13 protein-coding genes are annotated in these 12,515 nt (G+C 64.1%); 3 read left to right on the forward strand and 10 right to left on the reverse strand.

Annotated elements, in window-relative coordinates:
• Positions 1-2: 2 nt before the first annotated feature.
• The 3 genes from BM118_RS32005 to BM118_RS32010 form a co-directional block, all read right to left on the reverse strand.
• Positions 3-932 carry an aspartyl/asparaginyl beta-hydroxylase domain-containing protein gene (locus tag BM118_RS32005; protein WP_092190790.1) on the reverse strand — a complete coding sequence of 310 codons (930 nt, stop codon included), beginning with the start codon at positions 930-932 and terminating at the stop codon, positions 3-5.
• Between the two features lie 145 nt (positions 933-1,077).
• Entirely contained in the window at positions 1,078-1,233 is a 156-nt protein-coding gene (locus BM118_RS41850) for a hypothetical protein (protein ID WP_177234883.1), read from the reverse strand.
• A gap of 145 nt (positions 1,234-1,378) precedes the next feature.
• Positions 1,379-2,302 (reverse strand): LysR family transcriptional regulator, encoded by a 924-nt coding sequence (locus BM118_RS32010; protein ID WP_092190792.1) that lies wholly within the window; start codon positions 2,300-2,302, stop codon positions 1,379-1,381.
• 213 nt (positions 2,303-2,515) lie between these two features.
• Between BM118_RS32010 and BM118_RS32015 the strand changes: the two genes are divergently transcribed.
• The 3 genes from BM118_RS32015 to BM118_RS32025 are packed head-to-tail and all read left to right on the forward strand — an operon-like array spanning position 2,516 to position 4,744.
• Entirely contained in the window at positions 2,516-3,226 is a 711-nt protein-coding gene (locus BM118_RS32015; RefSeq protein ID WP_092190794.1) for an SDR family NAD(P)-dependent oxidoreductase, read from the forward strand.
• A gap of 16 nt (positions 3,227-3,242) precedes the next feature.
• Positions 3,243-3,479, forward strand: coding sequence for a tautomerase family protein (locus tag BM118_RS32020; RefSeq protein WP_028173203.1), 237 nt, complete (start codon positions 3,243-3,245; stop codon positions 3,477-3,479).
• A 32-nt stretch (positions 3,480-3,511) separates the two neighbouring features.
• Entirely contained in the window at positions 3,512-4,744 is a 1,233-nt protein-coding gene (locus BM118_RS32025; protein WP_177234884.1) for a YbfB/YjiJ family MFS transporter, read from the forward strand.
• Positions 4,745-4,769: 25 nt separating this feature from the next.
• Here BM118_RS32025 and BM118_RS32030 read toward each other — a convergent pair whose 3' ends face one another.
• The 7 genes from BM118_RS32030 to BM118_RS32060 all read right to left on the reverse strand — a co-directional run bounded on the left by BM118_RS32030 (position 4,770) and on the right by BM118_RS32060 (position 12,446).
• Positions 4,770-5,411 carry a hypothetical protein gene (locus BM118_RS32030; protein WP_244550285.1) on the reverse strand — a complete coding sequence of 214 codons (642 nt, stop codon included), beginning with the start codon at positions 5,409-5,411 and terminating at the stop codon, positions 4,770-4,772.
• Positions 5,380-6,042: a ParA family protein gene (locus BM118_RS32035; RefSeq protein ID WP_092190802.1), complete on the reverse strand. Its 663-nt coding sequence runs from the start codon at positions 6,040-6,042 to the stop codon at positions 5,380-5,382. Before BM118_RS32035 ends, BM118_RS32030 begins: the two co-directional genes overlap by 32 nt.
• A gap of 142 nt (positions 6,043-6,184) precedes the next feature.
• The gene (locus BM118_RS32040; protein ID WP_092191140.1) at positions 6,185-7,651 is read right to left on the reverse strand and encodes a flavin-containing monooxygenase; all 1,467 of its coding nucleotides are present in this window, start codon (positions 7,649-7,651) and stop codon (positions 6,185-6,187) included.
• Positions 7,652-7,701: 50 nt separating this feature from the next.
• Positions 7,702-8,121 carry a nuclear transport factor 2 family protein gene (locus tag BM118_RS32045; protein ID WP_092190803.1) on the reverse strand — a complete coding sequence of 140 codons (420 nt, stop codon included), beginning with the start codon at positions 8,119-8,121 and terminating at the stop codon, positions 7,702-7,704.
• Between the two features lie 164 nt (positions 8,122-8,285).
• Positions 8,286-9,707 carry an adenosylhomocysteinase gene (gene ahcY / locus BM118_RS32050; protein WP_092190805.1) on the reverse strand — a complete coding sequence of 474 codons (1,422 nt, stop codon included), beginning with the start codon at positions 9,705-9,707 and terminating at the stop codon, positions 8,286-8,288.
• Between the two features lie 123 nt (positions 9,708-9,830).
• Entirely contained in the window at positions 9,831-11,027 is a 1,197-nt protein-coding gene (metK, locus tag BM118_RS32055) for a methionine adenosyltransferase (RefSeq protein WP_092190807.1), read from the reverse strand.
• A 63-nt stretch (positions 11,028-11,090) separates the two neighbouring features.
• Positions 11,091-12,446, reverse strand: a complete 1,356-nt coding sequence (locus BM118_RS32060; protein ID WP_092190809.1) for a hypothetical protein — start codon at positions 12,444-12,446, stop codon at positions 11,091-11,093.
• Positions 12,447-12,515 lie beyond the last annotated feature (69 nt).

Below are 12,515 nucleotides of genomic sequence, written 5' to 3' on the forward strand. Positions count from 1 at the left end.
CTTCACCGCAGCGCTGACATCACGATGAGGCCGAGGATCAGCGCCGTCAGCGAGTATTTCAGCGTGTAGTAGACGTTGCGATTCCACTCCTTGACCTTGCGGCTGGCGAGGTGGATCTCGTAGAGCTTGCCGAACACCTTGTTGAGCACGCCGACGCTCTCGCCGTCGACGTTCTGGGTCGCCGACGCCTTGACGATGTGATGGCTGACCCAGCGGTTGATCGCGGTCATGAAGCCGAACTTCATCGGGCGCTCGACGTCGCAGAACAGGATGATGCGGTTGACGTCGGTCGCATTCTCGGCGCTGTGGATGAAGGTCTCGTCGAACATGAAGGCCTCGCCGTCGCGCCAGACGCATTCGACGCCATCGACCAGGATGCGGCACTTGTTCGAGTTCGGCGTGACGAGGCCGAGGTGATAGCGCAGCGAGCCGGCGAACGGATCGCGGTGCGCGCCCAGCTTGCCGCCCGGCGGCAGCATCGCGAACATCGCGCCGTGCACGCTCGGAATCGAATTGAGCAGCTCCACCGTCTTCGGGCACAGCGTGCGCGCCGAGGGCAGGAAGTCGTCGTACCATTTCAGGTAAAAGCGTTTCCAGCCGCTCTTGAAGAACGAGTAGAAGCCCCAGTCGTTGTTCTTGGCGGCCGCGCGGATGAAGCCTTCGTCGAACATGCGCACGGCCTCGTCGCGGATGGTCTCCCAGTTCTCGCTGAGGGGCTTGAGTTCCGGAAACTGCTCGACCGGGATCACCGGCTTGTTCGGCACCGCCGAGCCCGCATACATCAGCACATTGTAGGGGGCGAGATAGGTCGAGTGATCGCCAAGCTGGCGCGCGAAGCGCAGCCGCTGCTTGCCGCGGAAGTGAACGTAGATCGTCGATGCCGCGAGCACATACAGAATGACCAGTTGCGGCGCAAAAAGCTGTTTCAGCATTTCCCCAGTTCCCGAGTGACCCAGCCGGGGACGTCATCTACTCCGAGCCGGCCCGAGCGGCAAGATATTCACCGCTGGGTTGCAATCACGCTGGGGAGAGCGGCGGCACGGAACCTGGGGTTGAAACTGGCCGAAACGAGCCGAATTACCCCCGCGCCAGCGCCTGGAGACCCTTGAAGGTCAGGCGCTTGGGGTCGGTGACGCCGGCGAGATAGAGCCGGCGGATGAACGCGATGACGGCGTCGCGGTCGCAATCGGTCAGCGCGACGACGGCGTCGACCGCAATCTTCTGGGCTTCCATTGGGCTCACCTCGGCCTTGCGAGTAACCCCGGCCGAGACAGGCTAGGACTCGTCGGTTAATCCGGCGTTAACCGTTCGGGCAGCATCGCCGATTCAGGCCGGCGGCCGTATACGCAAAACAACGCATTGCCGGGCGCACAGCGGCTCAGCGCGCAGTGATGCTCTTCTTCAGCAGCGCGAACTGCTTCTTCAGCCGAGGCACGGCAAAGTCGGTGAATGCCCGCACCTTGGGCACCGAGAGCCGCCCCTGCGGGCAGATCAAATGCGCGGGCATCTCCGGGTCCTGGTCGGCGGCCAGCACGATCTCGAGCTCGCCGCGCGCGACCTGCTCGGCCACCTGGTACGAATACATCCGCGCCACGCCGCGCCCGGCGACCGCGGACGCCACGGCCGCATAGGTGCTGTTGACGACGAGGCGCGGGGTGAACTGGACCGTGCGGGCTGCCGACGAGCCCGCCTGTGGCGCGAAGGTCCAGGAATTGGGCAGATGCGCCATCGCCACGATCTGATGCTTGGCGAGATCGCCGGGTTCAGTGATGCGCGGATGCTGCTTCAGATAGCGGGGAGCAGCCACCACGACGCGGCTGATCTCGCCGATCCGCATCGCCACCATCGCCGAGTCCGCGAGATGGCCGATGCGAAGCGCGATGTCGACGCCCTCCTCGATCAGGTTGACCGCACGGTCGAACAGCAGGAGCTTTGCCGACACGGTCGGATGGGCGTCGAGAAACGCATCGAGGATCGGCCGCAGCACCATCTCCCCCGAGACCACCGGGGCGGTGATCGTGAGCAGGCCACGCGGCGCCGTGCGCGGTCCGGCCGCGATGTCGTCGGCCTCCTCCAGCTCGGTGAGTACGCGGCGGCAGATCGCGACATAACGCTCGCCCTCCTCGCTCAGCTTGATCGACCGCGTCGTCCGGTGCAGCAGCTCGGCACCGACGCGCTCCTCGAGGAAGGCGATGGCGCGGCTCACCGCCGCCGGCGAACGGCCGAGCTTGCGCCCCGCCGCGGCGAGGCTGCCCTCGTCCACCGCAAGGACGAACACCTTCATCGCATCCAGACGATCCATGCGCTTCCCGCCGCCCCCTGAGATTCCGGCTAAAAGCTAGGCGTTCGCGCCGGCCGCCACAACTGCCGCCGGGCGCCGATCCGGCATTCGTTCGCGCCGCGAAACAGTGTCTGCCGGACAGCGCGTATTCGCAGCCGGGCCGCGGCGGCGTACTTCACCGACCAAGCCGGCCGCTGCCGGCGCAGGTCCTCAACTCAACAACAGGAGCCCATCATGGGTATCGAGCAGAAGGTCGCCATCATCACCGGTGCATCGCAGGGCATCGGCGCCGCCCTGGTCCAGGGTTTTCGCGATCGCAACTATCGTGTCGTTGCAACGGCGCGCTCCATCAAGCCGTCAGGCGACGACGACGTCCTCGCCGTTCCCGGCGACATCGCTGACCGGGCCACCGCCGAGCGCGTGGTTTCGCAAGCCGTCGCTCGCTTCGGCCGCGTCGACACGCTGGTCAACAATGCCGGCATCTTCGTCGCAAAGCCGTTCACGCAGTACACCGCCGAGGACTATGCGGCGGTGATGGGCACCAACGTCGCCGGCTTCTTCAACATCACGCAGCTCGCCATCGCCGAGATGGAGAAGCAGGGCTCTGGCCACGTCGTGCAGATCACGACGACCCTGGTCGATCACGCCAATTCGAACGTGCCCTCGGTGCTGGCCTCACTGAGCAAGGGCGGCCTCAACGCCGCGACCAAGTCGCTCGCGATCGAATACGCCAGGCGCGGCATCCGCGTAAACGCCGTGGCGCCCGGCGTCATCAAGTCGCCTATGCATCCGGTTTCGACGCATGCCGAGCTCAGCGCGCTGCACCCGGTCGGCCACCTGGGCGAGATGTCCGACATCGTCGATGCAGTGCTCTATCTCGAGCAGGCGAGCTTCGTCACCGGCGAGATCCTGCATGTCGACGGCGGCCAGAGCGCCGGCCATTGAGACAAGGAGAACCACCATGCCCATCGTCACCATTCAAGTGACCCGCGAGGGAACGACGCCGGGCGCGGCGTCGCTCACCGCGGAGGAGAAGGCGGCGTTGATCAAGGGATCGAGCCAGCTCCTGCTCGACGTGCTCGGCAAGCCGCTCGATTCCACCTTCGTCGTGATCGAGGAAGTCGACACCGACAATTGGGGCTGGGGCGGCCTGCCCGTGCCGGAATTCCGGCGCCGCCGCGCCGCCCAGACAGGATGATCCGCGCGCGACCGAGCGCGCTGGAGGATGACATGACCAACGCAGATACGAAGCAGCACGTCGAGACCCGGCCGCATCAGCGGCCGGGATCGGCATCACAGCAAACCTGGCGATATGCGGTGGCAGGATTGTTCGCATCGCTGGTCGGGCTCGGCCTTGCCCGCTTCTCCTACACGCCGCTGATCCCGGCGCTGATCGCCGCAAAGTGGTTCAGCGCGTCGGATGTCGTCTATCTCGGCGCGGCGAACCTTGCCGGTTACCTTGCCGGCGCGCTCGCGGCACGGGCTGTCGCCACCCGCATCGGCGCGGTCCGCGCGTTGCGTGCGATGATGCTGCTCGCCACGCTCTCTTTCTTCGCCAGTTCAACCCCGGTGTCTTTCAGCTGGTTCTTCGCCTGGCGTTTCCTGTCGGGTCTCACCGGCGGCATCATCATGGTGCTGGCGGCCTCCGTCATTCTGCCGCACATTTCGGCCGCGAGGCGCGGCATCGTCGGCGGCGTGATCTTTGCGGGCGTCGGCCTTGGCGTCGCCGCGTCAGGCACGCTGGTGCCGCTGCTCCTGCAACAAGGCCTGCAGCAGAGCTGGTATGGCCTCGGCGCCCTCTCCGCGCTCCTCACCCTCGCAAGCTGGTGGAACTGGCCTGCGGAGGCCAAGGCCGATACTGCGCCTTTGCATCACGCGAAGCACCACCATGCATCGACGGCTGCCCGCGCGCTGCTGGTCCAATACGGCCTCAACGCGGTGGCGCTGGTGCCGCACATGGTCTTTATCGTCGATTTCGTGGCGCGCGGCCTCGGCCAGGGCATTGCTGCGGGATCGCGCTACTGGGTGCTGTACGGTCTCGGCGCGATCGTCGGACCGCTCGTCACCGGCCATCTCGGCGACAGGGCAGGTTTCGGTCCGGCCCTGCGGGCAGCCTTCCTGATCGAGGCGGCGGCCGCGCTGCTGCCGACCGTCAGCATCGCGCCGGTTTCGCTGATCGTGTCGAGCGTCGTGGTCGGCGGCTTCACGCCCGGCATCGTGCCGCTGGTGCTCGGACGCATCCATGAGCTTCTTCCACATTCGACCGGGCAGCAGAGCGCGACGTGGAGCCACGCCACAACCAGCTTTGCGCTGTTCCAGGCGGCCGCGGCTTACGGCTTCTCCTGGATCTATGCGCAGACCGGTGGCGACTATCTCGTGCTGTTCGGTTTAGGCGGCGGCGCAGTGGTCCTGGCGCTCGCGATTGATCTCGGCCTCGCACTGAAAGTCCCGCGCAGATCCTGAGCGCGATGACGGCAGGCGAGCGGTGCTACCCGGCACCGGGCTTTGTCATGATTTGAGTAAGCGATCTCAGCAACTCGGTTTGCTTCAGGACCAACTCACATTGCTGTCGCGCATGCGTGCTCGACAGCTCAACCAACTCCGCCAGCGTTCTCGCACGGCCCAACTCCCGCGCATACTCCAAGGTCGCGCCCGCATTGACCTTCATCAGTTCGAGCACGACAACACGACACTCAGCTGCCGTTCCAATCGCCTCGATGAGGTGGCTTTCTGCGGCCGTCATTCCATTGGCCTCCGATGCCACATCGGCCAGCTGTGGCTTGGCGAGGTCCCTGGCATAATCCAGCGCAGCGTGAGCACCAACCTTCATGCCGTCCAACGCACGCGCCTGATAATCCTTGGCCATGTCCACGATGAGATCAATGGTCGTACTGCCCGGAGGTTCAGGTGTTGCAACGATGACGCTGGCCGCTTCCCGTACCGGAACGGTCATCGGAGCAGGCGCTGCTTGCGCAATCTGCGGCGCATCTTGCATGACGACGGTGACCGGGCCCGGCGGCATGGCCAAGCCCTCGTCAACGGCACGGCTCACTTCCGCCGCCAGCTCCACCAGCGAGCGACGCCCGGCGCGTGCAACGTCAGCAGGCTGTCTTGAGCGCGGCTTGCCCATGATCATTCGACTCCACGATAAGGCGTTCCGAGATCCAACCCCACAGGGCCGCAATTTCCTCCGAGGCTTTTCCCTCCGGCGCGAACTCGGTCACGCCCAGCCCTGCCCCGAGCGCATCCTGGTGGTCGTTGCGCTGCCCAATGAAGGGGAGCGCAAGCACGCCAAGCGAGTTGAGCGACGTGGCAGCTTCGCTCAGCCGGCCTCCCCGTGTGGGCGTCTGATTGAGGATGAAGGCAAACCGGCGATCGAGCCTGCGAGTAGCGATCAGCGTAGGTATTGCGGCTTCGATATCGGCCGGGCTCGGACGAGCCGGGATGAGACAAAGGTCGGCGCTGGCAATGGCGCGCGTCGCCAAGGCATTGTTCGTGGCGGCTGTGTCGATGATTGCGAGCCAAACCCCTTCGGCCTTGAGGCGGGATATCACCGGCTCAATTTCGGTGGGATCGGTAACGCGATCGACGCGAGGATAGGGCTTCTCACGGCGCCCCTTCCATCTCGAGATCGTACCTTGCGCGTCCGCCTCGACGAGAGCGACGCGCTCTCCGCGCTGCATCGCTGCCACCGCCAGTCCAACGGACAGCGTACTCTTGCCGCTTCCGCCTTTCTGCGTGACCAGAGCAAGGACGTGCATGTTCCGCGTTCTCCTCAGGACGGCAACAACGTGGAACTCAGACTTCGCTGGAAATAAATTTCTTGCACCGCAAAAATGCTACCCCAAGTCGCGATTCGTCTCAAGCGATCGCGAGCCTCTCCCGGTAATTTACGTAGCAAGATCAGGAATATTGCATCACGCCGTCGTCGATCCGGCCGAAGCGCAGGGAGACGATGTCGAGGGCGTAGTTCTGGTACAGCCGCCACGGCTGCTTCGAGCCCTGCTTGGGCATCTTCGCGACCGAGCGCTGCACGTAACCCGAGGTGAAATCGAGCGAGGGCTGCGCGGTGATTTCAGGATCGTCATTGTGCGGCATGCATTGGCGGAAATTGTGCCGGTCCATGTAGTTGATGAGCCGGCAGACATATTCGCAGGTGAGATCGCATTTCAGCGTCCAGGATGCGTTGGTGTAGCCGAAGGCCGACGCCATGTTCGGCACGTCGGCGTACATCATGCCCTTGTAAGTCAGCGTATTGGCGAAATCGACGGCGCGGCCGTCGACGCTGACCTCGAGCCCACCGACGACCTGAAGCACCAGCCCCGTCGCGGTGACGATGATATCGGCCGCAAGCTCTCGGCCGTCCTTCAGGCGAATGCCGTCGCGCGTGAAATTGTCGATCTCATTGGTGACGACGGAAGCCCGCTGCTCGCGGATCGCCTTGAACAGATCGCCATCAGGCACGAGGCACAGCCGCTGGTCCCAGGGATTGTAGCGCGGCGTGAAATGGGTCGCGACGTCATAGTCGGGCCCGAGCGCCATCTGCACGCCCTTGAGGATGAGGTCCTTCACCTTCGCCGGCCTGCGCCGGCTGAGCTGGAAGAAGAACATCCCCCACATCACGTTGCGCCAGCGGATCAGATGATAGGCAAGCCGCGCCGGCAGGTTGCGCCGCAATTTGCTGGCGAGGGGATCCTGCACCGGGCGCGACACCACATAGGTCGGCGAGCGCTGAAGCATGGTGACCTGCGCGGCCTTCTTGGCCAGCTCCGGCACCAGCGTCACTGCGGTTGCGCCCGAGCCGATCACGACGACGCGCTTTCCGGCGTAGTCGATGTCCTCGGTCCATTTCTGCGGATGCACGATGCGGCCGGCGAAATCCGCCGCACCCTTGAACTCCGGCGTATAGCCCGCCTCGTATTTGTAATAGCCCGAGCACATGAACAGGAAATTGCAGGTGAAGCGTACAAGCCCGGTTGCACCCTCGCCCGTGATGCGCTCGGCCTCGACGGTCCAGCGCGCGTCCGGCGTCGACCACGCCGCACGCTTGACGCGGTGGCGGAAACGGATGTGCGTCTCGATGCCGTTCTCGCTAGCTGCCTCGCGCACATAGTTCAGGATCTGCGGCCCGTCCGCGATCGCCTTCGGATCGGTCCACGGCTTGAACGAATAGCCGAGCGTGAACATGTCGCTGTCGGAGCGGATGCCGGGATAGCGAAACAGATCCCAGGTCCCACCGATGCAGTCGCGCCCCTCCAGGATGACGTAGCTCTTGCCCGGGCACTTCGTCTGAAGATGATAGCCCGCGCCGATGCCGGACAGGCCGGCACCGACGATGAGGACGTCGAAATGTTCTTTGGCTTCGATCATGGCGTTCTCCAGCCGCACAGGATGGGCGGCGCCGCGCCGAATTGCAACCGTCAGGGGATGGTCGCGCCGTAGACACAGGCGGTGTCGAAATACTCGTGGAATTCGACGGCCTTGCCGTCCTTGAAGCGCCAGAAATCCACCTTCGGCGTCTTCGCGACCTTTTTGGTCTTCTTGTTGGTCCACGCGCATTCGCCGCGCGCGACGACGGTATCGCCCTGCGCGACGTACTCATTCATCGTGTAGTACTGCATGCTCCAGTCGGCCAGCAGGCCGTCGAAATAGCCGCGCAGCTCGGTACGGTCGTCATAGCGCTTGGCAAAAGGCACCGGCTCGGCACCCCGCGGAATCGAATCGAACTTGATCTGCGGGCCGATGACCTTGTCGAACCAATAGTCGACGCTGGCTCCCTTGCTGTCGTTCCACTGGCGATAGGCTTCCTTCAACAGCTCAACGTTGGCTTCGCTGGACATCGCATTCCCTCCATATGCATTCTGAAAATGAACTGGGAAAAGCGGCCGCCCGCTTCGAAAGTGGCAGGCTTGTTTTGGCTCTACCTCCGAGCGTACCACAGGGAATGGCGACAAAAAAAGCCCCGGATCGCTCCGGGGCTTTCGTGTCGCAGTTGGATAAAATCTCAGTAGCGGTAGTGGTCGCTCTTGTACGGACCTTCCTGCTTCACGCCGATATAGTCGGCCTGGTCCTTGCGCAGCTCGGTGAGCTTGACGCCGATCTTGGCGAGGTGGAGGCGCGCGACCTTCTCGTCGAGGGTCTTCGGCAGCACGTAGACTTCCTTCTTGTACTTGCCGTCCTTGTTGTTGGCGAAGAGCTCGATCTGCGCCAGCGTCTGGTTGGTGAAGGACGCCGACATCACGAAGGACGGATGGCCCATCGCGTTGCCGAGGTTCACGAGGCGGCCTTCCGACAGCATGATGATGCGGTGCTTGTCGGGGAACTCGATCTCGTCGACCTGCGGCTTGATGTTGGTCCACTTCAGGTTACGCAGCGAGGCGATCTGGATCTCGTTGTCGAAGTGACCGATGTTGCAGACGATGGCGCGATCCTTCATCGCGCGCATGTGCTCGATGGTGATGATGTCCTTGTTGCCGGTCGCGGTGACGAAGATGTCGGCGCGGGGCGCCGCGTCTTCCATCGTCACGACCTCGTAGCCTTCCATCGCGGCCTGGAGCGCGCAGATCGGATCGACTTCCGACACCATCACGCGGCAGCCGGCCTGGCGCAGCGAGGCGGCCGAACCCTTGCCGACGTCGCCGAAGCCGGCGACCATCGCGACCTTGCCCGACAGCATCACGTCGGTGCCGCGACGAATGCCGTCGACCAGCGATTCACGGCAGCCATAGAGGTTGTCGAACTTCGACTTGGTGACGCTGTCGTTGACGTTGATCGCCGGCCACAGCAGCGTGCCCGCCTTCTGCATGTCATAGAGACGATGCACGCCCGTGGTGGTCTCTTCGGAAACGCCCTTGATGCTCTTGGCGATCTCGGCGAAGTAGCCCTTCGGCTTTTCCTTGAGCTGCTTCTTCAGAAGCGCGAAGAAGACTTCTTCTTCCTCGGAGCCGGGCTTGTCGAGGAAGGCGGTGTCGCCGTTCTCGGCGCGCAGACCGAGATGGACGTACATGGTGGCGTCGCCGCCGTCATCGAGGATCATGTTCGGGTGACCGCCGCCGTGCCAGTCGAACAGCTTTGCGGTGTAATCCCAGTACTCTTTCAGAGTCTCGCCCTTGACGGCGAAGACGGGAATGCCGGCGGCCGCGATCGCGGCGGCGGCGTGGTCCTGCGTCGAATAGATGTTGCAGGAGACCCAGCGGATGTCGGCGCCGAGTGCTGCCAGCGTCTCGATCAGCACGCCGGTCTGGATCGTCATGTGCAGCGAGCCGGCGATGCGCGCACCCTTCAGCGGCTGCTTCGGGCCATACTCCTCGCGCGTCGCCATCAGGCCGGGCATCTCGGTCTCGGCGAGCGAGAGTTCCTTGCGGCCGAAATCGGCGAGCGAAATGTCCTTGACGATGTAATCGGTGAAGCCGGGCTTCGCGTTCATAGGGGGTTCCTGTTTGTTTGGCTCGTCATTCCGGGGCGCTCGTGAAACGAGCGAACCCGGAATCCGGAGGTTCGAGATTCCGGGTTCGCCGCTGTTGCGGCGCCCCGGAACGACGCGAGAGAACTAGAGCGCGCGCTTGAGCTGCTCGACGAGATCGGTCTTCTCCCAGGAGAAGCCGCCCTCGTTGTCCGGCGTGCGGCCGAAATGGCCATAGGCCGAGGTGCGCGCGTAGATCGGGCGGTTGAGGTCCAGATGGCTGCGGATGCCGCGCGGCGTGAGATCCATCGCCTGCGCCGCCGCCTTCTCGAGCTGATCCTCCGGCACCTTGCCGGTGCCGTGGGTGTCGATGTAGATCGACAGCGGCCGCGCCACGCCGATGGCGTAGGCGAGCTGCAGCGTGCAGCGGTCGGCAAGACCGGCGGCAACGATGTTCTTGGCGACGTAGCGCGCGGCGTAGGCCGCGGAACGGTCGACCTTGGTCGGATCCTTGCCGGAGAAGGCACCGCCGCCATGCGGGGCCGCGCCGCCGTAGGTGTCGACGATGATCTTGCGGCCGGTCAGGCCGGAGTCGCCGTCGGGACCGCCGATGTAGAACTTGCCGGTCGGGTTGATGTGCCAGATGGTCTTCGACGTGATCCAGTCCTTCGGCAGCGCCTCGCGCACATAGGGCTCGACGATGTCGCGCACCTGGTTCGAGGTGAGGTCCGGCACCAGATGCTGGTGGGAGACCACGATCTCGCGCACGCCGACCGGCTTGCCGTTCTCGTACTGCACGGTGACCTGGCTCTTGGAATCCGGGCCCAGCACCTTCTCGCGGCCGGAGTGGCGCGCCTCGGAGATGAGGCGCAGGATCTTGTGGGCGTAGAAGATCGGCGCCGGCATCAAGTCAGCCGTCTCGTTGGTGGCGTAACCGAACATGATGCCCTGGTCGCCCGCGCCTTCTTCCTTGACCTCGCCCGGCTGAAGCGCATCGACGCCCTGGGCGATGTCGGCCGACTGCGGATGCAGCAGGATCTCGATGTCGCAGGTCTTCCAGTGGAAGCCTTCCTGCTCGTAGCCGATGTCCTTGATCGCGGCGCGCACGACGCCCTCGATCTGCTCGTTGGTGACCGACTTCGGACCGCGGGTCTCGCCGGCGATCACGACCTTGTTGGTGGTCGCGAGCGTTTCGCAGGCGGCGCGAATTTGCCACGGGTCGATGCCGGCTTTCGGCCCCTCGCGGTAGAACAGATCGACGATTTCATCGGAGATCCGGTCGCAGACCTTGTCCGGATGGCCTTCGGACACGGACTCGCTGGTGAAGAGATAGGACGCGCGCATCAAGAAACCCCTTGTTCCGCCACTGGATAGCGGTTCGTTTGCGATGTTTACCTTTGGATTATGTCAATCACGCCGGCGCGAGATGACGTAGGATTCGTCAAGAAACCAGAGCCCGTTGTATTTTCTCAGCACGTCCCTGGCGGCATCCAGAGTGCGGCCGTTTTGAGTCATTTCTGCCAACCGGTCGTCCTCGATCTGTGCGACATACACCGCCGCATTCCACGCTGCAAAGGCCGTCGAGGTTCCGATGGTACCCGTCACCTCGTTGGGCAGCGCTTCCATATCATACCTGAAGATCGAGCGGTTGTCCGCATAAGCATTAAAATTTAGGTCGCGGCCCAACGATCCGAGCTCATACTTGACCGCGCGCAATAGCTCATGACGGCTGACCGCGAAAGGATTTTCTCCGGGCCAGATTGCCTGGATCATTTCCATGCCGGGATCGTGACCATGAGAGTGAATACCGATCAGGCGCCCCCCCGGCCGCAATGCCCGCGCCAGAGGCGCAATGATCCGCTTTGCCCGGAAATTGACCGAGGACAGCGCACGGTATGGCTGGGATGCAATAACGAGGTCGAAATTGGCCTCGGTCTGGCCCGGCCGCGGAATGGTCGAATCCAGCAGGAACCGGTGGTCGTCGCGATAGAGCACCAGGACGACGGGCCGCTCGTAGAGCGGCATGGCCGTGCGTGGGCTGATCGCGGCGCGCCAGTTCTGCTCCAGGAACGGCCGCAGCTCAGCGATCTGCTGCTCGAACTCGCCCGACGAGGCGCCCCGTAGCGGAACCTCGTGCCAAACGGTGGCGGCCGCCGCGGCGGGCGATGCCGGCGTGAGCCAGGGCGCCTCCGAATAGAACATGTTGGTGAAGACGAAGACCGACGCAGGGTGCTCGAAAATGCGATCCGGCACCTTCTCCAGCGTCAGGCGCAAATCCTCGAGACTGAGCTCCTTGCCGGCGACATAGAACGGCATGTGCGGAAAGCGCTGGTGCGTTGCGCGCAGCACCCGCGCGAGCACCGTGCCGTCGCCGACACCGGCGTCGAACACACGCAGCGCCGGCGGACGCGGATGGATGGCGGCCAGCTCCAGCGCAACCCTGTCCGCGATCACCCGCTTTTCGCTACAGGTGTGGACGAACAGCAGATATTTCTGCCGGTTCTCGAAGAAACGGAAATTGCCGCGCGGATCGCGCTTTTCCGGGGGCACCTGAAGTCCCCGCGGCGGCGGCACGCCGCCGGCCATCGACGCCGCCATATAGGCCTGGATCCGCTCCAGCGTGTCGATGGTGATGCGCTTTCCCTCGCGCAGGCGGTGCACCAGCTTCCCATCGTTCACCGCGCGCCGGCCAAACGTCGATTCCGCCATGTCCGCCTTGCGGCAGAACTCGGTGATCTGGCTCAGGATTTCGTCGTTTTTCATAAGTGGGAAGCTGGTGGGCAGCGATGTTGGGTCCTGCCTATTAGCAAAGTCTGCCCACCGAGGGAATAC

This window comes from Bradyrhizobium sp. cf659, assembly GCF_900113725.1.
Taxonomy (GTDB): domain Bacteria; phylum Pseudomonadota; class Alphaproteobacteria; order Rhizobiales; family Xanthobacteraceae; genus Bradyrhizobium.

Excerpts from the sequence above, each read along its gene's own strand:
- BM118_RS32015 (WP_092190794.1), top strand. The coding sequence starts at position 2,516 with ATGGGTATCGAGCAGAAGGTCGCCATCATCACCGGTGCATCGCAGGGC.
- BM118_RS32020 (WP_028173203.1), top strand. The coding sequence starts at position 3,243 with ATGCCCATCGTCACCATTCAAGTGACCCGCGAGGGAACGACGCCGGGC.
- metK (WP_092190807.1), bottom strand. The coding sequence starts at position 11,027 with ATGCGCGCGTCCTATCTCTTCACCAGCGAGTCCGTGTCCGAAGGCCAT.
- ahcY (WP_092190805.1), bottom strand. The coding sequence starts at position 9,707 with ATGAACGCGAAGCCCGGCTTCACCGATTACATCGTCAAGGACATTTCG.
- BM118_RS32040 (WP_092191140.1), bottom strand. The coding sequence starts at position 7,651 with ATGATCGAAGCCAAAGAACATTTCGACGTCCTCATCGTCGGTGCCGGC.
- BM118_RS41850 (WP_177234883.1), bottom strand. The coding sequence starts at position 1,233 with ATGGAAGCCCAGAAGATTGCGGTCGACGCCGTCGTCGCGCTGACCGAT.
- BM118_RS32030 (WP_244550285.1), bottom strand. The coding sequence starts at position 5,411 with ATGGGCAAGCCGCGCTCAAGACAGCCTGCTGACGTTGCACGCGCCGGG.
- BM118_RS32025 (WP_177234884.1), top strand. The coding sequence starts at position 3,512 with ATGACCAACGCAGATACGAAGCAGCACGTCGAGACCCGGCCGCATCAG.
- BM118_RS32060 (WP_092190809.1), bottom strand. The coding sequence starts at position 12,446 with ATGAAAAACGACGAAATCCTGAGCCAGATCACCGAGTTCTGCCGCAAG.
- BM118_RS32010 (WP_092190792.1), bottom strand. The coding sequence starts at position 2,302 with ATGGATCGTCTGGATGCGATGAAGGTGTTCGTCCTTGCGGTGGACGAG.
- BM118_RS32035 (WP_092190802.1), bottom strand. The coding sequence starts at position 6,042 with ATGCACGTCCTTGCTCTGGTCACGCAGAAAGGCGGAAGCGGCAAGAGT.
- BM118_RS32045 (WP_092190803.1), bottom strand. The coding sequence starts at position 8,121 with ATGTCCAGCGAAGCCAACGTTGAGCTGTTGAAGGAAGCCTATCGCCAG.
- BM118_RS32005 (WP_092190790.1), bottom strand. The coding sequence starts at position 932 with ATGCTGAAACAGCTTTTTGCGCCGCAACTGGTCATTCTGTATGTGCTC.